At 74.0% G+C, this 20,886-nt stretch carries 20 protein-coding genes, 7 tRNA genes and 1 pseudogene; 17 read left to right on the forward strand and 11 right to left on the reverse strand.

Annotation, left to right across the window (positions count from 1 at the left end; genetic code table 11):
* Positions 1 to 261: 261 nt before the first annotated feature.
* Positions 262 to 471 carry a hypothetical protein gene (locus tag RND61_RS30915; protein WP_315881482.1) on the forward strand — a complete coding sequence of 70 codons (210 nt, stop codon included), beginning with the start codon at positions 262 to 264 and terminating at the stop codon, positions 469 to 471.
* A gap of 260 nt (positions 472 to 731) precedes the next feature.
* Here the strand turns inward: RND61_RS30915 and RND61_RS30920 are convergent.
* The 5 genes from RND61_RS30920 to RND61_RS30940 form a co-directional block, all read right to left on the reverse strand.
* Positions 732 to 803: transfer RNA gene (locus RND61_RS30920), tRNA-Val, on the reverse strand.
* A 48-nt stretch (positions 804 to 851) separates the two neighbouring features.
* A tRNA-Val gene (locus tag RND61_RS30925) sits at positions 852 to 923 on the reverse strand.
* A gap of 28 nt (positions 924 to 951) precedes the next feature.
* Positions 952 to 1,023: transfer RNA gene (locus RND61_RS30930), tRNA-Val, on the reverse strand.
* A 1-nt stretch (position 1,024) separates the two neighbouring features.
* A tRNA-Cys gene (locus RND61_RS30935) sits at positions 1,025 to 1,098 on the reverse strand.
* Positions 1,099 to 1,134: 36 nt separating this feature from the next.
* Positions 1,135 to 1,207 (reverse strand) — tRNA-Gly (locus RND61_RS30940).
* 201 nt (positions 1,208 to 1,408) lie between these two features.
* On the opposite strand from RND61_RS30940, the gene RND61_RS30945 reads away from it, so the two are divergent.
* Genes RND61_RS30945 through RND61_RS30955 form a run of 3 tightly spaced genes read left to right on the forward strand, consistent with a single transcriptional unit; the run spans position 1,409 to position 4,101 of the window.
* Complete coding sequence (locus RND61_RS30945) at positions 1,409 to 2,473, forward strand: chorismate-binding protein (RefSeq protein WP_315881483.1); 1,065 nt, start codon at positions 1,409 to 1,411, stop codon at positions 2,471 to 2,473.
* Positions 2,470 to 3,282: an aminotransferase class IV gene (locus RND61_RS30950; protein ID WP_315881484.1), complete on the forward strand. Its 813-nt coding sequence runs from the start codon at positions 2,470 to 2,472 to the stop codon at positions 3,280 to 3,282. The genes RND61_RS30945 and RND61_RS30950 overlap by 4 nt, the downstream gene beginning before the upstream one ends.
* Positions 3,283 to 3,324: 42 nt before the next feature.
* Positions 3,325 to 4,101, forward strand: a complete 777-nt coding sequence (locus tag RND61_RS30955; protein ID WP_315881485.1) for a GNAT family N-acetyltransferase — start codon at positions 3,325 to 3,327, stop codon at positions 4,099 to 4,101.
* Positions 4,102 to 4,173: 72 nt separating this feature from the next.
* Here the strand turns inward: RND61_RS30955 and RND61_RS30960 are convergent, their stop codons facing one another.
* Positions 4,174 to 4,695 carry a DsbA family protein gene (locus tag RND61_RS30960; protein ID WP_315881486.1) on the reverse strand — a complete coding sequence of 174 codons (522 nt, stop codon included), beginning with the start codon at positions 4,693 to 4,695 and terminating at the stop codon, positions 4,174 to 4,176.
* 190 nt (positions 4,696 to 4,885) lie between these two features.
* On the opposite strand from RND61_RS30960, the gene RND61_RS30965 reads away from it, so the two are divergent.
* Both RND61_RS30965 and RND61_RS30970 read left to right on the forward strand, forming a co-directional pair.
* Positions 4,886 to 5,314 (forward strand): hypothetical protein, encoded by a 429-nt coding sequence (locus tag RND61_RS30965; RefSeq protein ID WP_315881487.1) that lies wholly within the window; start codon positions 4,886 to 4,888, stop codon positions 5,312 to 5,314.
* A 160-nt stretch (positions 5,315 to 5,474) separates the two neighbouring features.
* The gene (locus RND61_RS30970; protein WP_315881488.1) at positions 5,475 to 5,627 is read left to right on the forward strand and encodes a hypothetical protein; all 153 of its coding nucleotides are present in this window, start codon (positions 5,475 to 5,477) and stop codon (positions 5,625 to 5,627) included.
* A gap of 136 nt (positions 5,628 to 5,763) precedes the next feature.
* Here the strand turns inward: RND61_RS30970 and RND61_RS30975 are convergent, their stop codons facing one another.
* Positions 5,764 to 6,324, reverse strand: a complete 561-nt coding sequence (locus tag RND61_RS30975; protein WP_315881489.1) for a CGNR zinc finger domain-containing protein — start codon at positions 6,322 to 6,324, stop codon at positions 5,764 to 5,766.
* Positions 6,325 to 6,598: 274 nt separating this feature from the next.
* On the reverse strand, positions 6,599 to 7,012 hold the full coding sequence (locus RND61_RS30980; protein WP_003959770.1) for an SsgA family sporulation/cell division regulator: 414 nt from the start codon (positions 7,010 to 7,012) through the stop codon (positions 6,599 to 6,601).
* 198 nt (positions 7,013 to 7,210) lie between these two features.
* Between RND61_RS30980 and RND61_RS30985 the strand changes: the two genes are divergently transcribed.
* The 4 genes from RND61_RS30985 to RND61_RS31000 all read left to right on the forward strand — a co-directional run bounded on the left by RND61_RS30985 (position 7,211) and on the right by RND61_RS31000 (position 8,449).
* Entirely contained in the window at positions 7,211 to 7,675 is a 465-nt protein-coding gene (locus tag RND61_RS30985; RefSeq protein ID WP_315881490.1) for a TIGR02611 family protein, read from the forward strand.
* A gap of 63 nt (positions 7,676 to 7,738) precedes the next feature.
* Positions 7,739 to 7,813: transfer RNA gene (locus RND61_RS30990), tRNA-Val, on the forward strand.
* A gap of 75 nt (positions 7,814 to 7,888) precedes the next feature.
* Entirely contained in the window at positions 7,889 to 8,338 is a 450-nt protein-coding gene (locus tag RND61_RS30995; RefSeq protein ID WP_315881491.1) for an SRPBCC family protein, read from the forward strand.
* Between the two features lie 39 nt (positions 8,339 to 8,377).
* Positions 8,378 to 8,449: transfer RNA gene (locus RND61_RS31000), tRNA-Val, on the forward strand.
* Between the two features lie 55 nt (positions 8,450 to 8,504).
* Here RND61_RS31000 and RND61_RS31005 read toward each other — a convergent pair.
* Entirely contained in the window at positions 8,505 to 9,233 is a 729-nt protein-coding gene (locus RND61_RS31005; RefSeq protein WP_315881492.1) for a 3'-5' exonuclease, read from the reverse strand.
* A gap of 150 nt (positions 9,234 to 9,383) precedes the next feature.
* Between RND61_RS31005 and RND61_RS31010 the strand changes: the two are divergent.
* From RND61_RS31010 to RND61_RS31025, 4 genes and pseudogenes are all read left to right on the forward strand, one after another.
* Positions 9,384 to 9,943, forward strand: a pseudogene (locus RND61_RS31010) (DUF4365 domain-containing protein).
* Complete coding sequence (locus tag RND61_RS31015; RefSeq protein WP_315881493.1) at positions 9,943 to 11,118, forward strand: hypothetical protein; 1,176 nt, start codon at positions 9,943 to 9,945, stop codon at positions 11,116 to 11,118. Before RND61_RS31010 ends, RND61_RS31015 begins: the two are co-directional and overlap by 1 nt.
* A gap of 111 nt (positions 11,119 to 11,229) precedes the next feature.
* On the forward strand, positions 11,230 to 13,206 hold the full coding sequence (gene thrS, locus RND61_RS31020) for a threonine--tRNA ligase (RefSeq protein WP_315881494.1): 1,977 nt from the start codon (positions 11,230 to 11,232) through the stop codon (positions 13,204 to 13,206).
* A gap of 69 nt (positions 13,207 to 13,275) precedes the next feature.
* The gene (locus RND61_RS31025; RefSeq protein WP_315881495.1) at positions 13,276 to 13,836 is read left to right on the forward strand and encodes an HIT family protein; all 561 of its coding nucleotides are present in this window, start codon (positions 13,276 to 13,278) and stop codon (positions 13,834 to 13,836) included.
* Here the strand turns inward: RND61_RS31025 and RND61_RS31030 are convergent, their stop codons facing one another.
* Together RND61_RS31030 and RND61_RS31035 are read right to left on the reverse strand one after the other, a co-directional pair.
* Positions 13,837 to 15,459: a hypothetical protein gene (locus RND61_RS31030; RefSeq protein ID WP_315881496.1), complete on the reverse strand. Its 1,623-nt coding sequence runs from the start codon at positions 15,457 to 15,459 to the stop codon at positions 13,837 to 13,839.
* 192 nt (positions 15,460 to 15,651) lie between these two features.
* Positions 15,652 to 17,865 (reverse strand): elongation factor G-like protein EF-G2, encoded by a 2,214-nt coding sequence (locus tag RND61_RS31035; RefSeq protein WP_315881497.1) that lies wholly within the window; start codon positions 17,863 to 17,865, stop codon positions 15,652 to 15,654.
* Positions 17,866 to 18,078: 213 nt separating this feature from the next.
* Here RND61_RS31035 and pgsA point away from each other — a divergent pair, with 213 nt between their 5' ends.
* From pgsA to RND61_RS31050, 3 genes are read left to right on the forward strand one after another with little or no spacing between them, the layout of a single operon-like run.
* Positions 18,079 to 18,810, forward strand: a complete 732-nt coding sequence (gene pgsA, locus RND61_RS31040; RefSeq protein WP_391654523.1) for a phosphatidylinositol phosphate synthase — start codon at positions 18,079 to 18,081, stop codon at positions 18,808 to 18,810.
* Positions 18,807 to 19,718 (forward strand): phosphatidylinositol mannoside acyltransferase, encoded by a 912-nt coding sequence (locus RND61_RS31045; RefSeq protein ID WP_315881498.1) that lies wholly within the window; start codon positions 18,807 to 18,809, stop codon positions 19,716 to 19,718. The genes pgsA and RND61_RS31045 overlap by 4 nt, the downstream gene beginning before the upstream one ends.
* The gene (locus tag RND61_RS31050) at positions 19,715 to 20,878 is read left to right on the forward strand and encodes a glycosyltransferase family 4 protein (RefSeq protein WP_315881499.1); all 1,164 of its coding nucleotides are present in this window, start codon (positions 19,715 to 19,717) and stop codon (positions 20,876 to 20,878) included. The genes RND61_RS31045 and RND61_RS31050 overlap by 4 nt, the downstream gene beginning before the upstream one ends.
* Positions 20,879 to 20,886 lie beyond the last annotated feature (8 nt).

Raw genomic sequence — 20,886 nt, forward strand, 5'->3', positions numbered from 1 at the left:
GGGGGCGGGGGGGCCGCCCCCCCCCCGCCCCCGCCCGCCCCGAGGCGTTCCCTCCGGGAACACCCGGAGGGCGGAGCGTCCGTCTCCAACCAGGGGAGTACGCCACCGGGCGGGCCCTCCTCCTCGAGGAGGCCCGCCAATCGGTACGCGGGCATGACGCCCGGGCTGCCCCGTTTCCCTAGGGTTGGTGTCGAGCGGCGGGTGCAGCACTCGTCCCCCGAGGTCCGTCACCCGCCGCCGCAGACAGACGGGAGAGGAGCCATGGCGGACACGGCACCGCGGACGATGGTCCGCACGCGGGGACGGAAGGCGCTCTTCGCCCCGTCCGGCGGCCGACCGCCGGGCCGCCGCCACCCCCTGGTGGCGACGGCGATGGTCCTCCCCCTGGCCACCCTCCTGGTCGTCGCCTTTGGCGGCTGGGAGGCCGTGGTGACACAGGCGTCGTCCGTGGGCGTGATGCTGGGGCGCTGAGCGGGCGCCCCGGGCCCGGGAGAGCGGCCCGGGCCGGAACATCCGGCCAACCCCGTGGGGACGGGGGTGCGGCGGACGGCAGCGGCGGCCGGCCGGCTGGGGAGCCGGCCGGCCGCCGCTTCTTTCGCTCCGGGTCCTTCCCGTCCCCGCGCCGCCCGGGTCCTTCCGCCCCCGCCACGCGTACGGGGACCCCCGCGCACGGGTGGACGCGCAGACGAAGGAACCCCCGTCCGCGGCGGGCGGACGGGGGCTCCTGTCGGTGGACGATACTGGGATTGAACCAGTGACCTCTTCCGTGTCAGGGAAGCGCTCTCCCGCTGAGCTAATCGTCCTCGGGACCACGAGACCGTGACGGACCGTACGGAATCATGGATACTACGTGCGCGATACTGGGATTGAACCAGTGACCTCTTCCGTGTCAGGGAAGCGCTCTCCCGCTGAGCTAATCGCGCGGGAAGCCGCTGCTACCAGCGGTTTCAGTGGACGATACTGGGATTGAACCAGTGACCTCTTCCGTGTCAGGGAAGCGCTCTCCCGCTGAGCTAATCGTCCTTGGAGGTGGAGACGGGATTTGAACCCGTGTAGACGGCTTTGCAGGCCGTTGCCTCGCCTCTCGGCCACTCCACCGGGAGTGTAGGGGGTCGGGAAGATCCCCCACTTTCGAGCGGACGACGAGATTCGAACTCGCGACCCTCACCTTGGCAAGGTGATGCTCTACCAACTGAGCCACGTCCGCCTGTCGTTTCCGTTCCGCTTCCGCGTCCCGGCGACGTGTTGAACTCTAGCGGATTCCCGGGCCAGTACAAAAACGCGTTTCCGCAGCGTGCTGCGCCGCCGCCCGCCGAGACCCCCTCCCGGGCCCCCGGTCACCCCGCGCCGACCTGCGCCCCTGTCGCCCGGACGGCCCCGGCGCGCCCCCCGCCCTACACTCGCACCCGTGCACGACCTCGCTCCTCTGGCCCGCTTCGGCGGCCTCCTCGCCACCGACCTGCGGGACGTCACCAGCGACCCGGAGGCCCTGGAGTCCTCCGGCTTCTGGGCCGTCGCCGCCGACTTCGAAGGCCGCCTCACCTGCGCCCGCTTCGGTGACGTCCGCCCCGACCCGGTGCCCGCCCCCGTGCCGGGCCGCTGGCGCGGGCCCGCCGCCGGGGACTGGACGTCGTCGCTCGACCGCGACGCGTACACCGCGGGCGTGCGCCGCATCCGCGAGCACATCGCGGCCGGCGAGGTCTACCAGGCGAACCTCTGCCGCGTCCTCTCCGCGCCCCTCCCGGCCGGCACGGCCGCCACCGCCGACGTGGACGCCCTCACCGCGCTCCTGGCCCGAGGCAACCCCGCCCCCTACGCAGGAACGATTCGCCTGCCCGCGCACGGCGTGGAGATAGCCACCGCCTCCCCCGAGCTGTACCTGCGCCGCGACGGCCGCACCGTCGAGTCCGGTCCCATCAAGGGCACCGGCAGGACCGCGGAGGACCTGCTGGAGAAGGACCACGCCGAGAACGTGATGATCGTCGACCTGGTCCGCAACGACCTCGGCCGCGTCTGCGCCACCGGCACCGTCACCGTCCCGAGGCTCTGCGCCGTCGAGCCCCACCCCGGGCTCGTCCACCTCGTCTCCACCGTCCGCGGTGAACTGGCCCCCGGCGAGGGCTGGCCCGGCCTCCTGCGCGCCACCTTCCCGCCCGGCTCCGTCACCGGCGCCCCCAAGTCCAGCGCCCTGCGGATCATCGAGGCCCTGGAGACGGCGCCCCGCGGCCCGTACTGCGGCGGCGTCGGCTGGGTCGACGCCGACCGCCGCACCGGCGAGCTGGCCGTCGGCATCCGCACCTTCTGGATCGACCGGCGCGAACACCGGGGCGTCCTGCGGTTCGGCACGGGCGCGGGCATCACCTGGGGCTCCGACCCCGAGCGGGAGTGGCAGGAGACCGAACTGAAGGCGGCGCGGCTCCTCGCGGTAGCGTCGGGCGCGTACGAGGCGAGCGGAAGGACCATCCGACGATGAAACTGTGGGTCAACGGCGAACTGCGGGACGCGGACGCCGCGACGATCTCCGTCCTGGACCACGGCCTGACCGTGGGCGACGGCGTCTTCGAGACGCTCAAGACGGTCCGCGGCCGGCCGTTCGCCCTCGACCTCCACCTCGACCGGCTCGTCCGCTCCGCGCGCGGCCTCGGCCTGCCCGACCCGGACCTGGACGAGGTGCGCCGCGCCTGCGCCGCGGTGGTGGAGGCCAACCCGCTGGAGCTCGGCCGGCTCCGCGTCACGTACACCGGCGGGCCGTCCCCGCTCGGCTCCGACCGCGGCGACGCCGGCCCGAGCCTCGTCGTCGCCCTCGGCGAGGCCGCCCACCGCCCCGACACGACGGCCGTCGTCACCGTCCCCTGGACCCGCAACGAGCGCGGCGCCCTCACCGGCCTCAAGACCACCTCGTACGCGGAGAACGTCGTGGCCCTGGCCCGCGCCCACCGGCAGGGCGCGTCCGAGGCGCTGTTCGCCAACACGGTCGGGCAGCTCTGCGAGGGCACCGGCTCCAACGTCTTCGTCGTCGTCGACGGGCGGATCCACACCCCGCCGCTCGCCTCGGGCTGCCTCGCGGGCATCACCCGCCACCTGGTCGTCGAATGGACCGGCGCCCGGGAGACGGACCTCCCCCTGGACGTGCTGCGCACCGCCGACGAGGTCTTCCTGACCTCCACGCTCCGCGACGTCCAGGCCGTCCACCGCGTCGACGACCGCGAGCTGGCGCCCGCGCCCGGCCCGGTGACCGCCAAGGCGATGCGCGTCTTCGCGGAGCGGGCCGCCCTGCTGTGACCCGGTGACGGCCCGCGGCCCGGGGTGGGTAGAAGACCGGTGATGACCACCACCCTGCGGCCGTCCGGGCCGCTCCAGCAGGCCGACGACGGCACCCTGTCGCGCTCCTACGAGGTGTGCGTCAACAGCCGCCCCGTGGGCACCGTCCGGATCGGCACGCTCCGCGCGCGCGGCCGGATCCTCGGCACGATCGGCGACCTGCGCGTCGACGAGGCGGACCGCGGCCGGGGCCGGGGCACCGTCGCCGCGCTCGCCGCCGAGGAGGTGCTGCGGGGCTGGCGCTGTGACCGGATACGGATCTCCGTACCCGCCGACGCGCCCGCCGCCCTGCGCCTCGCCACGGCCCTCGGGTACACCGGGAGCGGCCACGTCCTCGTCAAGGACCTCGGCCCCGCCGACCCCGCCCCGCCGCCCCCGGCCGGGGTGGAGATCCGCCCCCTGGCGGCGGCGGAGACCGCCTCCTGGATCGCCGCCGACCCGGACCGCGCGGCGCTGTTCCCCGACGGCCCGGCCGCCGGCGGCACCCGCCTCCACGTCGCGGTGCGGGACGGCGTGCGGGTCGGCCACCTGTGGACCGGACGGCGCGACCTGCCGACGGGGGAGCGGACGCCGTACGTGTGGGAGGTCGCCGTCGCGGAGGGCGAACGCCGCAAGGGCTGCGGCCGGGCGCTGATGCGCTTCGCCGAGGACCTCGTGCGCGCCGGGGGCGGCGACCGCCTCGCCCTCCGCGTGGACCCCGCCAACACCGCGGCCCGCGCGCTGTACGCGTCGCTCGGCTACCGGCTGCTGTCCACGGAGTGCGAGAAGACCCTGTACTGACCGGGTTCGGGACCGGGACCGGGTTCGGGGCCGGTGGCCGGCGTGCCGTGGCGGTCCGGCCCCGGTGGCGCGTCAGCCCCCGGCCAGCAGGCGGTCGGCGATCTCCTCGATGCGGGCGCGCAGGCCCTCCTGGCTCTTGCCGCCGTCCAGGCGCTCGCCGCCGATCACGTACGTGGGCGTGCCGGTGACGCCGATGGCCTTGCCCTCGGCCTGGTCGGCGTCGACCGCCAGCAGGTGCCGCCCGTCGACGAGCGCCGTGTCGAACTCCTCGTCGTCCAGGCCCAGGCCGCGCGCGACCTCCAGCAGGAACGCCTCGCCCTTCGCGTCCAGTTCCTCCACGCGCCCGAGGACCTCCTCCACGTACGGCCAGCCCTTGCCCTGCGCCAGGGCCTCCTCGGCGGCCTGCGCGGCGGCGTAGGCGTGCTTGTGCCGCTCCAGCGGGAAGTGGCGCAGCCGCGCCTCCAGCCGGTCGCCGTAGCGGTCCCGCAGGGCCCGCAGGTCCTCCAGCGCGGTCCGGCAGTCGGGGCACTGCAGCTCGCACCAGACGTCCAGGACGACGGGCCGGGCGGTGTGGTCGGTGGTGGAGTCGTTCATGGGGCCAGTCTCCCAGCCCGGCCACCGCCGGCCCAACCGGGACGGCGGCCGGCGCCCGACCGGTACCCGGGGAGGAGAACGCCCCGGAGATCTCCCCGAGACGGCCCGCCGCGCCGCCGGGACCCATGGCCACCGCGCACCCGGCCGATGCAGGATGGAAGGGACGTGACGCCCAGGGCTGGAGGACCCGATGCTTGCCGAGACGATCTGCTCCGCGGTGTCCGCGGCGGGACTGGGCATCGCGGCGATCACCGCGTACCGCAGGCGTCTCCTCGCCGCGGCGCGCGTCGCCGCCTACGCGCTCGTCCCCCTCGGCCTGGTGCTGACCGGCGCCGTCGAGTGGCTGGCCGGTACGGCGTTCAGCCCCGTGGCGTGGACCGGGTTCGGGCTGCTGGGGGCGGCGTGGCTGCTGTTCGCCGGCACGCGGGCCGCCGAGCGGCGCCGGGTCCGCCGCGGCGCGCGCCGGGAGCGCGGGGCGGCCGGGCCGGAGCGGCCGGACGCGGTGGCGCCGGGGGCCGCGCGGCCGCCGCTGGACGCGGGGAAGCGCCGTACGGGCGGGAGCGCGCCCGCCGACGACTTCAGCGAGATCGAGGCCATCCTCAAGAAGCACGGCATCTGACCGCCACCCACCCCCACGGGGGACGGCGCGGGGTGGCGCGAGGGGTGGCGGTGGGAGGCGGAACCATGGCGATCGGTCGAAGTATGCGGTGAACTGCCCCTATTTGCCGGGTCTGTTGGGGCTAGGGCACCGCACCGGCTGCGCCATGATCGGCCCCGAGATGCTCGATACCTCGCGGGAGCAGAACCCCGCCCCCTCCAAAGAACCGCGCGGCTGCCTGTTCGCGCTCTCCCAGCCACCGCTCATGATCTTCCTGACGGTGATCGGCGTCCTCCTCCTGATGGCGTCGGTGCACGACCTCTTCCTGCTGTGAGCGGCGCTTCCCCCCGGCGCCGGGCCCGTCCCCCCTCCGGGGCGCCCGCGCGCCGGGCGCGCCGGGGCCCGCCCGTCCGCGGGGGCCGCGCGCCCGCCGGCCGGGCGGGTCGGCCGCCGCCGGTGCCTCCGGTCGGTCAGCCGGCCGCCGCCTCCTTGCGGCGCGCCCGGTACGCCGCCACGTGCAGCCGGTTGCCGCAGGTGCGGCTGTCGCAGTAGCGGCGCGACCGGTTGCGGGACAGGTCCACGAAGGCGCGTCCGCAGTCCGGCGCCTCGCACCGGCGCAGCCGCTCCCGCTCGCCCGCCACCAGGATGAACGCGAGCGCCATGCCGCAGTCGGCGGCGAGGTGGTCGGCGACCGAGGCGCCGGGCGCGAAGTAGTGGACGTGCCAGTCGTAGCCGTCGTGGTCGGTCAGCTGCGGCGTGGTGCCGGCCGCGGCGACCAACTGGTTGATCAGGCCGGCCGCCGTCCGCGCGTCGGGCGCGGCGAACACCTCGGCGAACCGGCTCCGCACCTCCCGCACGGCCCGCAGGTCCTGCGGCCCCAGCTCGCCGACCCCGCTCACCCGGTGGCTCTCCACGAACGCGTACAGCGACGGCACGTCCCCGAGGGTCTCGCCGCGGCCGCCTTCCGGCGCGGTGTTCATCAGGTCGACGACGGTGTCGAGGGCGATCCGGGTGTCGTGGGGGATCAGCACGCTTCCGCTCCCTGGCCTGCCGCGGGCCGGCGCCCGGCGGATTCCGTCGACTCTAGCGGCTGGCGCGTGCGGTGCCCCCCGGACACCCGGGCGAACGCGTCCCGGCGCGTTTGGGCGCGCGGACGCGCCGCCACCGCGGCGACGCGCGGTGACGGCGTGCCCGCCCTCCCGTCCATCGGCCCGCCGCCCCGCACGCACCGTGCCGAGGCCGCGGGAGGGTGTGCCGGCGCCGTCGCCCCGAGTCGGACGGCGCCGGATGGCTCCTGCGTGTCGTTCAGCTCTCCGCGAGGATGTGCGAGAGCTCCGTGTCCAGGTCGAAGTGGCGGTGTTCGGTGCCGGGCGGCACCGCCGCGTCGGTCCGCTTGAGGAACGACTCCAGGGCCCGCGCCGGGGCCTCCAGCAGGGCCTCGCCCTCCGGGGAGCTGAGAGCGATGCAGACGACGCCCTGACCGTGGCTGCGGGACGGCCAGACCCTGACGTCGCCGGTGCCGGTGGGCCGGTGCAGCCCCTCGGCGAGAAGATCGCGGGCGAAGACCCACTCGACCGTCTCCTCGGCCCCGGTGTGGAAGGTGGCGTGCACGGCATACGGATCGGCCGTGTCATACCGCAGGCCCGCCGGAACAGGCAGTGAGGACTCGCTCGATACAACGAGGCGCAGGTGCAGCTCGCAGCTGACCGTGGTGTTCATAAGCGCCATGGCCTTTCGCTCAGTGTGCGCTCGGGGATTCGCACGTCGGCGAAATCGACATCCCACCTACGGTGCCGTTGTAAACCCCTCTGCCCGCTTTGGGATGCCTTGGGTACCTCGATCGGCGGCGGGTAACCGTCGGTTATAGGTCAGTTTCGGTAACTCGCGCCCTCGCGGCCGTCGGGTAAGTTTGGCCTTATGAGCGCGGAGAGTGACGAGCGGGGTGAGGGCGCCCGGACGGCGGCCGAGGCACCCGCGACGGGGGACGCGACCCGGCAGACCGAAGAGGAGCGGCCGCTCGGCTCGCGGGCGCCCGCCTTCGTCCAGGCCCGGCGCCCCCTGCACCTGAGCTGGCAGGTCGGCGTCTTCCTCATCGGCCTCGCCGTCGTCGTGGTCGGTGTGATCATGCTGCCGCTGCCCGGGCCCGGCTGGTTCGTGATCTTCGCCGGCATGGCCATCTGGGCGACCGAGTTCGTCTGGGCGCAGCTCGTCCTGCGGTGGACCAAGCGCAAGGTCACGGAGGCCGCCCAGCGCGCGCTCGACCCCCGGGTCCGGCGTCGCAACATGACGCTCACCGCCATCGGCCTGATCGTCGCCGGCGCGCTGATCGGCGTGTACGTGTGGAAGTTCGGCCTCGTCATGCCGTGGAAGATCGACCAGTGACCCCGGCGCCCCCCGCCCTGGTCGGGGCGCCCGCTGACATGCGGTAATGTTTGCGGTGCGCCCGGGCGATTAGCTCAGTGGGAGAGCGCTTCGTTCACACCGAAGAGGTCACTGGTTCGAACCCAGTATCGCCCACCACCCGGACCGAAGGCCCTGGAGACCGATCTCCAGGGCCTTCGGCATACCGGACGCCGCACGCGGCAGACGTCCCCCATGGACTGGAACCACTACCGCTTCCGCAGCCTCTGGACCCTGCCCGCCCCGCCCGGCGTCGTCTACGCCGTCCTGGAGCACCCCGAGCACTACCCCCGCTGGTGGCCCCAGGTCCGCGACGCCCACCGCGTCGACGACCGCACCGTCACCGCCCGCGTCCGCTCCCTCGCCCCGTACGCCCTCTCCGTCACCCTCGCCGCCCGCCGCCGCGACCCCGCCGCCCGCGTCCTCGAAACCGCCCTCGTCGGAGACGTGGAGGGCTGGGCCCGCTGGACCCTCGCCCCGGACGACGCCCGCGGCACCCGGGTCCTGTACGAGCAGGAGGTGCGCGCCCGCAAACCGCTCCTGCGCCGCCTCGCCGTCCCCGGCCGGCCCCTCTTCCGCGCCAACCACGCCCTGATGATGCGCGCCGGCCGCCGCGGCCTGGCCGGGCACCTGCGAGCGGTTTGAACGGAACCCGCCGGGACCTGTATGGTTCAGTGCGTTCCCGGGCGATTAGCTCAGCGGGAGAGCGCTTCGTTCACACCGAAGAGGTCACTGGTTCGAACCCAGTATCGCCCACCGAAAAGGCCGGTCCCCCCAGCGGACCGGCCTTCGCGTTTCCCCGGCACCCGTCTCAGGCCGCCGCCGCCGGCTGCTCCGGGCGCAGCGGCCACGCCGGATCCACCTCCTCCTGCGAACCGTTCCGCGCGAACCACGCCTGGAGCCCCCGCGCCTGCGCCGCGTGCCACACCGCCTGCCGCGCGTGCAGCTCCGCCACCGACAACTCCTCCAGCCGCGCCGCGAAACGACGCCCCACCGCCCGTACGACCTCCAGCGCCGCCGCCGCGTCCGCCGCCGCGTCGTGCGCCTCCTCCAGCGGCACCTCGTAGTGCGCGCACAGGTCCGCCAGCGTCCGGCGGCCCTTCCGGTACCGGTCCAAGTGCTTGTCCAGCACCCGCGGGTCCAGCACGCACAGCGGCGCGTCGCGCAGGTACCGGGCCAGCGACGACGCCCGGTGCCGCCGCAACTCCCGGTCCAGCAGCGTCAGGTCGAACGGCGCGTTCATCACCACCAGCGGCCGCCCCGCCGCGCACTGGTCCGCCAGCAGCCGCGCCACCTCCTCCATCACCGGCGCGGGCCAACGCCCGTACCGCCGCAGGTGGTCGTCGGTCAGGCCGTGCACCTCCGTCGCCTCCGGCGGCACCGGCACGCCCGGGTTCACCAGCCACCGCGTCGTCCGCGGCCGGCCCCCCTCCACGTCCTGCACCACCAGCGCCGCCGCAACGATCCGGTCCCGCTCGACGTCCACCCCCGTCGTCTCCGTGTCGAACGCGGCCAGGGGTCCCTCGAACCAGCGCGCCATACCCCGAACTCCTCGCACTCGCCGGCAGAGGGACCGATCCCCTGCCCGAAACGGTGATACCCGGACCGTTTGTCCCGTACGCCGTCCGGTCACAACACAGGTGAGCAGCAGCTCGACTGACGCACCGACAGCCCGGAAGGCACGAGGAGCATGGCGCTCGCCGCGCAGCCCGACCCCGGCACCCGGAACGCCCCGCCCCTCCGCGGCGCACTCGCCACCACCGCCTGCATGGAGACCCTCCAGGTCGGTTACCTGCACGCCGTCGTGGCCGCCGCCGGATGCACCCTGTCCCAGCCCTTCCCCGACAACGGCATCGACTGGCACATCAGCCACAGCGCGCCCGGCCACGCCGTCGACGACGAGGTCACCGTCAAGGTCCAGCTCAAGGCGACCCACCAGATCCCCCCGGACCCCCCGGGCCCCACCTTCCCCTTCACCCTCGACAACGCCCACCTGGCCACGCTCGCCCGACCCCCGTCGCCGTCCACAAGATCCTCGTCGTCATGCTCGTCCCGCGCGCCCAGGACGACTGGCTCCGGGCCCGTCACGACGGCCTCGACCTGCGCCACTGCTGCTACTGGACCAACCTCGCCGGCCACCCCGTCACCGGCCGGCGCCGCACCACCGTCCGCGTACCGACCGCGCGGATCTTCGACGACCGGGCGCTCTGCGCGATCATGGCCCGAGTAGGGGCGGGAGGCACACCCTGATGCACCGACCGACCGGCGAACCCGCCCACACCGACCCCCCCGACCCCCGCCGCGTCGACCCCCGCGTCCTCGCCGCGCTCCTCGACCGCCACGGCTGGCACCGCACCGGCGGCGCCCGGGGCCCCTACACCCGCTGGACCCCGCCCGGCCCCGCCACCGTCCCCACCAGCCTCCTCGTCCCCGACAGCCGCGCCTTCCCCGACTGCGACGACCTCCTCGCCGAAGCCCTCACCGCCCTCACCCGCACCGCCGCCCCCTCCGCCCGCGACATCCTCACCGCCCTCGCCGTCCCCAGCGACGAGATCCGCTGGCACCGCGGGACCGCCCTGCCCGCCCGCACCCCGCCCGGCCCCGCCGGCGACCCCGCGCCCTGGGCCGCCCAGGACCGCCTGCGCGCCGCCGCCCACCGGGTCCTCCTCGCCGCCGCCCTCGCCGTCCAGGACCGGTCGGACCACCACGGCGCCCGCCACCGCCACCACGCCCGCGCCCTCGTCGGCGACGTCCTCGTCGGCACCCCGCCCGACGCCGCCCGCGGCCTCACCGCCTTCGTCCCCGTCGACCCCGGCCGCCCCGTCACCGAACGCCTCCACCACGCCCTCCACGCCACCCGCGAGGCCGTCGACTACCAGCGCGCCACCGGCCGCCCCGACGCCTTCGACACCGCCGTCGCCGCCGGCGTCGGCCGCGAGCTCACCGAAGCCCTCGTCACCCTCGTCCACGGCACCGAAGGCGTCGCCGTCACCTTCGCCTGGGCCCCCGCAGCCGGCGCCCCCGCCGGCTGCGCCGCCCGCCCCGAACCCGTCGAGTTCACCCCCGGCGACCTCCCCGCCCTCCGCGAGGCCGGCGCCCGCTACCTGCGCGCCGAGGCGTCCGTGCCCGCCCACGTCACCGGCACCGTCGTCCGCCTCCGCCGCCCCGGCGCCCGCGGCCCCGGCACCGTCCGCCTGCGCGTCCTCACCGGCGCCGACGTCCCGCACCTGCGCGTCACCCTTGACGAGGACGCCTACCGCACGGCCGTCCACGCCCACCTGGCCGGCCTGCCCCTGCGCGTGTCCGGCCGCCTGGAGAGCCGCGGCGGCTTCCGCCGCCTCACCGACACGTACGGCGTGGCGCCGGTCCAGGTCGACGACGCCGAACGGGAGCGGCTGATGAAGGCCCTCGACGAGGAGTGCTGACCGGGCCGCAAACCGTTTCGCGAGGGGGCGCGACGGCTCGGTACCATGCCTAGAACCCCGTGCGCGCGCCAGGGAACAGGGCGGCGCCACCCCTTCAGTCAGGAGAGACCGGTGTCAGACGTCCGTGTGATCATCCAACGCGATTCCGAGCGGGAAGAGCGCGTGGTGACGACGGGCACTACGGCCGCCGACCTCTTCGCCGGCGAGCGCGCCGTCGTCGCGGCCCGCGTGGACGGCGAGCTGAAGGACCTCGCGTACGAGCTGGGGGACGGCGAGACCGTCGAGGGCGTCGAGATCACCTCCGAGGACGGCCTCGACATCCTGCGCCACTCCACCGCGCACGTCATGGCCCAGGCCGTCCAGGAGCTCTTCCCGGAGGCCAAGCTCGGCATCGGCCCGCCGGTCAAGGACGGCTTCTACTACGACTTCGACGTGGACAGGCCGTTCACGCCCGAGGACCTCAAGGCCATCGAGAAGAAGATGCAGGAGATCCAGAAGCGGGGCCAGAAGTTCGCCCGCCGCGTGGTCACCGACGAGGCCGCCCGCGAGGAACTGGCGGACGAGCCGTACAAGCTGGAGCTCATCGGCCTCAAGGGCTCCGCGTCCAGCGAGGACGGCGCGGACGTCGAGGTGGGCGGCGGCGAGCTGACCATCTACGACAACCTCGACGCCAAGACCGGCGAGCTGTGCTGGAAGGACCTCTGCCGCGGCCCGCACCTGCCGTCGACCCGCGCGATCCCGGCGTTCAAGCTGATGCGCAACGCCGCCGCGTACTGGCGCGGCAGCGAGAAGAACCCGATGCTCCAGCGCATCTACGGCACCGCCTGGCCGTCCAAGGACGAGCTGAAGGCGTACCTGGACTTCCTCGCCGAGGCGGAGAAGCGCGACCACCGCAAGCTCGGCAACGAGCTGGACCTCTTCTCCATCCCGGAGCAGATCGGCTCCGGCCTCGCCGTCTTCCACCCGCGCGGCGGCATCATCCGCCGGGTCATGGAGGACTACTCGCGCCGCCGGCACGAGGAGGAGGGCTACGAGTTCGTCTACACGCCGCACGCGACCAAGGGCAAGCTGTTCGAGACCTCCGGGCACCTCGACTGGTACGCCGAGGGCATGTACCCGCCCATGCAGCTCGACGAGGGCGTGGACTACTACCTCAAGCCCATGAACTGCCCGATGCACAACCTGATCTTCGACGCGCGCGGACGCTCGTACCGCGAGCTGCCGCTGCGCCTGTTCGAGTTCGGGACGGTGTACCGGTACGAGAAGTCGGGCGTGGTGCACGGCCTGACCCGCGCCCGGGGCTTCACCCAGGACGACGCGCACATCTACTGCACCCGCGAGCAGATGTCCGACGAGCTGGACAGCACGCTCACCTTCGTGCTGAACCTGCTGCGCGACTACGGCCTGACCGACTTCTACCTGGAGCTGTCCACCAAGGACGAGACCAAGTTCGTCGGCTCCGACGAGGCGTGGGAGGAGGCGACCGAGACCCTCCGCCGGGTCGCCGAGAAGCAGGGCCTGCCCCTCGTCCCCGACCCGGGCGGCGCCGCGTTCTACGGCCCGAAGATCTCCGTCCAGGCGAAGGACGCCATCGGCCGCACCTGGCAGATGTCGACCATCCAGCTCGACTTCAACCTGCCGGAGCGCTTCAACCTGGAGTACACGGCGGCCGACGGCACCAAGCAGCGCCCCGTCATGATCCACCGCGCGCTGTTCGGGTCCATCGAGCGCTTCTTCGCCGTCCTGCTGGAGCACTACGCGGGCGCCATGCCGCCGTGGCTGGCCCCGGTCCAGGCGGTCGGCATCCCGGTCGGCGACGCCCACGTCGAGTACCTCCAGGGCTTCGCCGCCGAGGCGCGGAAGAAGGGCCTGCGGGTCGAGGTGGACGCCTCCTCGGACCGCATGCAGAAGAAGATCAGGAACCACCAGAAGCTGAAGGTCCCGTTCATGGTCATCGTCGGTGACGACGACATGAACGCGGGCACGGTCTCCTTCCGCTACCGCGACGGTTCGCAGGAGAACGGCATCCCGCGCGACGAGGCCATCGCGAAGCTGGCCGACGTCGTGGAGCGCCGCGTCCAGGTGTGACGCGGCGCGTGAGGGGCGGTGCCCGGCCGGGCGCCGCCCCTCGGCGTACCCGGGGCCGGGCGTGGTCATATGCTGAGGCGCATGACGAATGAGCCGGAGCAGCAGATCGGAGTGGGGGCGCCGGACGCGTTCCAGCGCCTGTGGACGCCCCACCGGATGGCGTACATCCAGGGGGAGAACAAGCCCACCGGCTCGGGGGCCGGCGACGGCTGTCCCTTCTGCTCGATCCCGGCGAAGTCCGACGAGGACGGCCTCGTCGTCGCCCGCGGCGAGAGCGTCTACGCGGTGCTGAACCTGTACCCGTACAACGGCGGCCACCTGATGGTCGTGCCGTTCCGGCACGTCGCCGACTACACCGACCTCGACGGGGCGGAGACGGCCGAGCTGGCCGTGTTCACCAAGCGGGCGATGACCGCCCTGCGCGCGGCCTCCGGCGCGCACGGGTTCAACATCGGCATGAACCAGGGCGCCGCCGCCGGCGCCGGGATCGCCGCCCACCTGCACCAGCACATCGTGCCGCGGTGGGGCGGCGACACCAACTTCATGCCGGTCGTCGGCCACACGAAGGTGCTGCCCCAGCTCCTCGCCGACACGCGGCGGATGCTCGCCGACGCCTGGCCCGACGCCTGATCAGGCGTCGTACACGTCGGCCTTCTTCGGCGCCGGGTCGGCGGTGAAGCTGCTGCCGGCGATCGAGGTCGTGTCCACGCCGTGCTCGTCGAGCACCTTGACGGTCGCGGCGTGCACGGCGCGCATCACGGGCGTGGACGCGCGGATGACGTCGTCGGCCATGAAGCGGTGCTTCCACGGCGCCTGGGCCCAGGCGTGGCGCAGACCGAACGGCTCGGGCAGGACGAGCTTGCCGCCGAGGGAGTCCAGGACGGGCGGGAACCAGGTCAGCGGCGCCCGGACGGCGAGGCGGACGACCTCGTTGGTCTCCACGAGGGGCAGTTTGATCTCGCGGGTCTCCCAGAACCGCACGGTCTTGGAGACCTCCTTGGTCTTCCCGGCCGGCTTGGTGGTGAAGAGGGAGTGGACCGGGCCGAGGGCGTGCCCGGAGACCTCGATGCGCAGGGTGTGCAGCAGGGCCGTGACGGTGACCAGCATGGTCAGCACCAACTGGCCGTCCCAGAGGACGAACTGCACGCCGAGGTAGTGGCGGTTGCCCTTGCCGAACTGGTTCTCGTTGCAGATGCGCTGGATCTCGTGCGGCTTCACCTGGTACTTGACGACGTTCTCGCCCTCGGGGCGGGCGACCTCCTTGGCGCCGTCGCCGACGGGGACCACGATCCAGTGGTTGACGGACGGGGTGGGGAAGCCGGTCTTCAGCGAGCCGCGTTCCAGGAGCTTCAGCTGGTCGTGGATGGAGCGTATGACGTCCCAGGTGCGGAAGGCGTGGATCTCCTTGCCGTCGCGGGGCTTGAGCTCCTCGGCGAGGTGCCAGCCGCCCCAGCGGGTGCCCATGCCGAGTATGCCGCGCGGGCCGGCGTAGAAGACGACGTTGGAACGCTGTTCGGCGGTGAGCCTCTCCAGGGACTGGCGGAGCTCCTCGGCGGCGGTCTCGCCGGGGCTCTGGGGGACGGCCTCGGGGATCTTGGCGGCGACACCCCCTCCGCTGACGAGGGATTCCCAGCGCGCGCGGAGGTCCTGGGCGGTGGACTCGCAGACGCGCTTGGCGAGGAACCAGCCGATGACCGGCGCGATGATCATGGCGCGGAGGTAGAGGTACAGGAAGCCGCTGAACGGCAGCTTGACGAGGACGAGCGCGGCGAGGATGCCGAAGCCGGCGAGGAGGGCCGTGCCGGCGGCGCCGGCGCGCTTGTTGGCGGCGCCGGCCAGGGTGCGGCGGAGCTGGAAGACGACCAGCCACAGGAGCAGCCCGGGGAGGAACACGACGCCGCTCAGGAGGGTGATGAGGGTGAGGCGGAGGTCGCGCTGCTTGCGGATGCGGTTGGCGGCGAGGCAGTGCTCGACGACCGGCTGGGGTTCGGTGCCGAAGGACTGGATGACGGGTTTGCGCCCGCCGCCGAGCATGCGGACGACGACGGCGCGCGAGAAGGCCTCGCCGAGGTTGGGTTCGAAGAGGGAGAACTTCCCCTTCTTGACGGTGGATTCGTACCACTCGTTGTTGGCCTTGAGGATGTCCTCGACCGGGCTGTCGCGGTACGCGGCGGAGGCCAGGGCGTTCGTGGCCACCGCCTGTCCGGCCGAGCCCTGGAGCGGGACCTGTGCCCCGGGACCGAAACTGTCCATCGTGTCTTCCGCCCCCATCGACGCATGTGCCGCAGCTCTTCTCCCCGCACTGCGGCCTTTCCCAACTCGACCGTGGTGCACACCTTCTGAGCTGGGCTCCCCAGCCTATCGGGGAGCGGGGGCGCGCGTCAGGGCGACCGGGAAGCCGTGAAGGCCGCCCGCCGGGAGGGCGGGCGGCCCGGCGGGCGGCGGTCAGCGGGCGGACTGGGCGCGCTTCTCCTCGCGGACCTTCTCCGCGAGGTGCGGCGGCATGGGCTCGTGCCGTACGTGGACGCGGTCGAAGCGGCCGGTGCCGTGGGAGAGGGAGCGGAGGTCGACGGCGTAGCGGTCGATCTCGAGTTCGGGGACCTCGGCGCGGACGAGGGTTCGTCCGGGGCCGGCCTGTTCGGTGCCGACGACACGGCCGCGGCGGCCGGAGAGGTCGCTCATGACGGGGCCGACGTACTCGTCGGGGACGAGGACCCGGACTTCGGCGACGGGCTCCAGCAGGCTGACGGGGGTGCCGGAGGCGGCTTCGCGCAGGGCGAGGGCGCCGGCGGTCTGGAAGGCGGCGTCGGAGGAGTCCACGGAGTGGGCCTTGCCGTCGACGAGGGTGACGCGGATGTCGACGAGCGGGTACCCGGTGGCGACGCCGCGTGCGGCCTGGGCGCGGACGCCCTTCTCGACGGACGGGACGAACTGGCGGGGCACGGCCCCGCCGACGACCTCGTCGGCGAACTCGACGCCGGAGCCGGGCGGCAGCGGCTCCACCCGGATGTCGCAGATGGCGTACTGGCCGTGGCCGCCGGACTGCTTGACGTGCCGGCCGCGGGCGGTGGCGGGGGCGGCGAAGGTCTCGCGGAGGGCGACCTCGTGGGGCACGGCGTCGACCTGGACGCCGTAGCGGGTGCGGAGGCGTTCGAGGGCGACGTCCAGGTGGGCCTCGCCGAGGCACCAGAGGACGACCTGGCGGGTGTCCTGGTTCTGCTCCAGGCGCAGGGTGGGGTCCTCGGCGGCGAGCCGGGCCAGCCCCTGGGAGAGCTTGTCCTCGTCGGCCTTGCCGCGGGCCCGGATGGCGAGGGGGAGCTGAGGGTCGGGCATGGTCCAGGGGGCCATGAGGAGCGGGTCGTCCTTGTCGGAGAGGGTGTCGCCGGTCTCGGCGCGGGAGAGCCTGGCGACGCAGGCGAGGTCGCCGGCGACGCAGTGGCTCATCGGGTGCTGCTGCTTGCCGAAGGGGGCGAAGAGGGCTCCGACGCGTTCGTCGACGTCGTGGTCCTCGTGGCCGCGGCCGGCGAGGCCGTGCCCGGAGACGTGGACGGTCTCGTCGGGGCGGAGGGTGCCGGAGAAGACGCGGACGAGGGAGACGCGGCCCACGTACGGGTCGGAGGAGGTCTTGACGACCTCGGCGGCGAGGGGGCCGTCGGGGTCGCAGGCCAGGGCGGGGCGGGGGGCGCCCTGAGGGGTGGTGACCTCGGGCGCGGGGCGTTCCAGGGGGGTGGGGAAGCCGCGGGTGATCAGGTCGAGGAGTTCGACGGTGCCGAGGCCCTGCCGGCCGCCGGGCGCGGCGGGGGCCGCGGCGAGCACGGGGTGGAAGGTGCCGCGGGCGACGGCCCTCTCCAGGTCCTCGACGAGGCTCTTGAGGTCGATGTCCTCGCCGCCGACGTAGCGGTCCATGAGGGTCTCGTCCTCGCTCTCCGCGATGATGCCTTCGATGAGGCGGTTGCGGGCGTCCTCGATCAGGGGGAGCTGGGCGTCGTCCGGGGGGTTCTCTTTCCGTTCCCCGGTGGAGTAGTCGAAGACCTTGCGGGTGAGGAGGCCGACGAGGCCGGTGGCGGGGGCGTGCCCGTCGGGGGTCTCGGGGCCGAGCACGGGCAGGTAGAGGGGGAGGACCGCGTCGGGGTCGTCGCCGCCGAGGGCCTCGCCGCAGACGCGGGTGAGCCGGTCGAAGTCGGTGCGGGCGGTGTCGAGGTGGGTGACGACGATGGCGCGGGGCATGCCGACGGCCGCGCACTCCTCCCAGAGCAGGCGGGTGGAGCCGGGGACGGCGTCGGCTTCCTGCGCGGCCGAGACGACGAAGAGGGCGGCGTCGGCGGCGCGCAGGCCGGCGCGGAGTTCGCCCACGAAGTCGGCGTAGCCGGGGGCGTCCAGGAGGTTGACCTTGCAGCCGGCCCATTCGAGGGGGACGAGGGAGAGCTGCACGGACCGCTGCCGGCGGTGTTCGATCTCGTCGTGGTCGGAGAGGGTGGAGCCGTCCTCGACGCGTCCGGCCCGGTTGACGGCGCCCGCGGTGAGGGCGAGGGCCTCGACGAGGGTCGTCTTGCCGGATCCGCTGTGGCCGACCAGCACCACGTTCCTGATGGAGGAGGGCCGGTCGGCCGTCGCGGCCCTGCCGGCGGCTCCGATGCGGGTGTTCGCCTTGTCGCCCATGGTTCTTCCTCCCGATCGCCGGTGAGGTGGGGCGCGGGCGCGGGGGAGCGGCGAGGGGGCGGCTTCGGCCCCGGCGGGACGGCTCCGGCGGCGCCCGCGGTCGTCCTTCGAGCTTTCCACTCCGCCCGGGCCGCGTCCATACGTCGGGCATCCGCCGACGTCACAGCGGTGGTGCGGGTGCCCGGGGGTGGGGAGGGGCGGCGCGTGGCTACGATGGGCCAGCCGGTGGCCGAAGGGGCCGCCCGGCACCACCGACCCCTCGGGAAGGCCATGCTGAACAAGTACGCGCGTGCTTTCTTCACGCGTGTTCTCACGCCGTTCGCCGCGTTTCTGCTCCGCCGCGGGGTGAGCCCCGACGCGGTGACGCTCGTCGGGACCGCGGGTGTCGTGGCGGGGGCGCTGGTCTTCTTCCCGCGCGGGGAGTTCTTCTGGGGCACGGTCGTGATCACGCTGTTCGTCTTCTCCGACCTGGTCGACGGCAACATGGCGCGTCAGGCCGGTGTCTCCAGCCGCTGGGGCGCCTTCCTGGACTCGACGCTGGACCGGGTCGCGGACGGGGCGATCTTCGGTGGTTTCGCGCTGTGGTACGCGGGCGGCGGCGACGACACCGTGCTGTGCGCGGTGTCGATCTTCTGCCTGGCGAGCGGCCAGGTCGTGTCGTACACCAAGGCGCGGGGCGAGTCCATCGGGCTGCCCGTCGCGGTGAACGGCCTGGTGGAGCGGGCGGAGCGGCTGGTCGTGTCGCTGGTCGCGGCGGGGCTGGCCGGACTGCACGCGTTCGGGGTGCCGGGGGTGCGGGTGCTGCTGCCGGTGGCGCTGTGGCTGGTGGCCGTGGGCAGCGCGGTGACGCTGGGGCAGCGGGTGGTGACCGTGCGGCGTGAGGCGGCGGAGGCCGACGCGGCGGCCGGCGGAGGTGCCCGGAAGGGGAGTGAGGCCACGTCATGAGCGCGGCGAGCGAGCGCCTGGCGGACGCCCTGTACGGGCTGGGCTGGGCGACGGTGAAGAAACTGCCGGAGCCGGTCGCCGAGGGGCTCGGGCGGCGGATCGCGGACACGGCGTGGAAGCGGCGCGGGCAGGGCGTGCTGCGGTTGGAGGCGAACCTGGCGCGGGTCGTGCCGGACGCCCCGCCCGAGCGGCTCGCCGAGCTGTCGAGGGCCGGGATGCGGTCGTACATGCGCTACTGGATGGAGTCGTTCCGGCTGCCGTCGTGGAGCGCGGAGCGGGTCGGGCGGTCCGTCGAGGTGAAGGACCTGCACCGCCTCACGGACGGCCTCGCCGCCGGGAACGGGGTGGTGCTCGCGCTGCCGCACCTGGCCAACTGGGACCTGGCCGGGGTGTGGGTGACGCGGGCGCTGGGCGTGCCGTTCACGACGGTCGCGGAGCGCCTGAAGCCGGAGTCGCTGTACGACCGGTTCGTGGCGTACCGCGAGTCGCTGGGCATGGAGGTGCTGCCGCACACGGGCGGGTCCGCGTTCGGGACGCTGGCGCGGCGGCTGCGGGCGGGCGGGCTGGTGTGCCTCGTCGCGGACCGCGACCTGTCGGCCTCCGGGGTCGAGGTGGACTTTTTCGGGGAGCGGGCGCGGATGCCCGGGGGGCCGGCGATGCTCGCGCAGCACACCGGGGCGCTGCTGCTGCCGGCGACGCTCTGGTACGACGACTCGGCGACGATGCGGGGGCGGGTGCACCCGCCCGTCGACGTGCCGGGGACGGGGACGCGGGCCGAGAAGACGTCCCTGATGACGCAGGCGCTGGCGGACGCCTTCGCCGAAGGGATCGCCGAGCACCCGGAGGACTGGCACATGCTGCAGCGGCTGTGGCTCGCCGACCTGGACCCCGCGAAGGGACCGAAGTGAGGATCGGCATCGTCTGCCCGTACTCCTGGGACGTGCCGGGCGGCGTCCAGTTCCACATCCGCGACCTGGCGGAGCACCTGATCCGGCTCGGCCACCACGTGTCGGTGCTGGCGCCCGCCGACGACGGGACGCCGCTGCCGCCGTACGTCGTGTCGGCGGGGCGGGCCGTGCCCGTGCCGTACAACGGGTCGGTGGCCCGGCTGAACTTCGGCTTCCTGTCGGCGGCGCGGGTGCGGCGGTGGCTGCACGACGGCACGTTCGACGTGATCCACATCCACGAGCCGGCGTCGCCGTCGCTGGGGCTGCTGGCGTGCTGGGCCGCGCAGGGCCCGATCGTGGCGACGTTCCACACCTCGAACCCCCGGTCGCGGGCGATGATCGCGGCGTACCCGATCCTCCAGCCGGCGCTGGAGAAGATCAGCGCGCGCATCGCGGTGAGCGAGTACGCGCGGCGGACGCTGGTGGAGCACCTGGGCGGCGACGCGGTCGTCATCCCGAACGGCGTCGACGTGGACTTCTTCGCGCGCGCCGAGCCGAAGGCGGCCTGGCAGGGGGGGACGCTGGGGTTCATCGGCCGGATCGACGAACCGCGCAAGGGGCTGCCGGTGCTGATGCGCGCCCTGCCGAAGATCCTGCGGGCGCGGCCCGGGACGCGGCTGCTGGTCGCGGGGCGGGGCGACGAGGAGGAGGCCGTCGCGTCGCTGCCCGCCGACATGCGGCAGAGCGTGGAGTTCCTCGGGATGGTCAGCGACGAGGACAAGGCGCGGCTGCTGCGCAGCGTGGACGTGTACGTGGCGCCCAACACGGGTGGCGAGAGCTTCGGCATCATCCTGGTCGAGGCGCTGTCGGCGGGCGCCCCCGTGCTCGCCAGCGACCTCGACGCGTTCGCGCAGGTCCTGGACCAGGGGGCGGCCGGCGACCTGTTCGCCAACGAGGACGCGGACGCCCTCGCCGACGCCGCGATCCGCCTCCTGGGCGACGGGGAGCGGCGGGCCGGGCTGCGCGCGCGGGGCAGCGCGCACGTGCGGCGCTTCGACTGGTCGACGGTCGGCGCGGACATCCTGGCGGTGTACGAGACCGTGACGGACGGCGCGGCGTCGGTCGCGACGGACGAGCGGACGACGGGGCTGCTGGCCCGGTGGGGGCTGGCGCGCGACTAGGAGGGCGC

It is taken from the genome of Streptomyces tamarix (assembly GCF_032423885.1).
Taxonomy (GTDB): Bacteria; Actinomycetota; Actinomycetes; order Streptomycetales; family Streptomycetaceae; genus Streptomyces; species Streptomyces tamarix.

Coding starts and splice junctions, on each gene's coding strand:
- RND61_RS30985 (WP_315881490.1), top strand. CDS start 7,211: ATGAGCGCGGAGAGTGACGAGCGGGGTGAGGGCGCCCGGACGGCGGCC.
- RND61_RS30915 (WP_315881482.1), top strand. CDS start 262: ATGGCGGACACGGCACCGCGGACGATGGTCCGCACGCGGGGACGGAAG.
- RND61_RS30950 (WP_315881484.1), top strand. CDS start 2,470: ATGAAACTGTGGGTCAACGGCGAACTGCGGGACGCGGACGCCGCGACG.
- RND61_RS31045 (WP_315881498.1), top strand. CDS start 18,807: ATGAGCGCGGCGAGCGAGCGCCTGGCGGACGCCCTGTACGGGCTGGGC.
- RND61_RS31015 (WP_315881493.1), top strand. CDS start 9,943: ATGCACCGACCGACCGGCGAACCCGCCCACACCGACCCCCCCGACCCC.
- RND61_RS31030 (WP_315881496.1), bottom strand. CDS start 15,459: ATGGACAGTTTCGGTCCCGGGGCACAGGTCCCGCTCCAGGGCTCGGCC.
- RND61_RS31035 (WP_315881497.1), bottom strand. CDS start 17,865: ATGGGCGACAAGGCGAACACCCGCATCGGAGCCGCCGGCAGGGCCGCG.
- RND61_RS30960 (WP_315881486.1), bottom strand. CDS start 4,695: ATGAACGACTCCACCACCGACCACACCGCCCGGCCCGTCGTCCTGGAC.
- RND61_RS30980 (WP_003959770.1), bottom strand. CDS start 7,012: ATGAACACCACGGTCAGCTGCGAGCTGCACCTGCGCCTCGTTGTATCG.
- RND61_RS30970 (WP_315881488.1), top strand. CDS start 5,475: ATGCTCGATACCTCGCGGGAGCAGAACCCCGCCCCCTCCAAAGAACCG.
- RND61_RS31025 (WP_315881495.1), top strand. CDS start 13,276: ATGCTGAGGCGCATGACGAATGAGCCGGAGCAGCAGATCGGAGTGGGG.
- RND61_RS30955 (WP_315881485.1), top strand. CDS start 3,325: ATGACCACCACCCTGCGGCCGTCCGGGCCGCTCCAGCAGGCCGACGAC.
- RND61_RS30965 (WP_315881487.1), top strand. CDS start 4,886: ATGCTTGCCGAGACGATCTGCTCCGCGGTGTCCGCGGCGGGACTGGGC.
- RND61_RS30995 (WP_315881491.1), top strand. CDS start 7,889: ATGGACTGGAACCACTACCGCTTCCGCAGCCTCTGGACCCTGCCCGCC.
- pgsA (WP_391654523.1), top strand. CDS start 18,079: ATGGGCCAGCCGGTGGCCGAAGGGGCCGCCCGGCACCACCGACCCCTC.
- RND61_RS31005 (WP_315881492.1), bottom strand. CDS start 9,233: ATGGCGCGCTGGTTCGAGGGACCCCTGGCCGCGTTCGACACGGAGACG.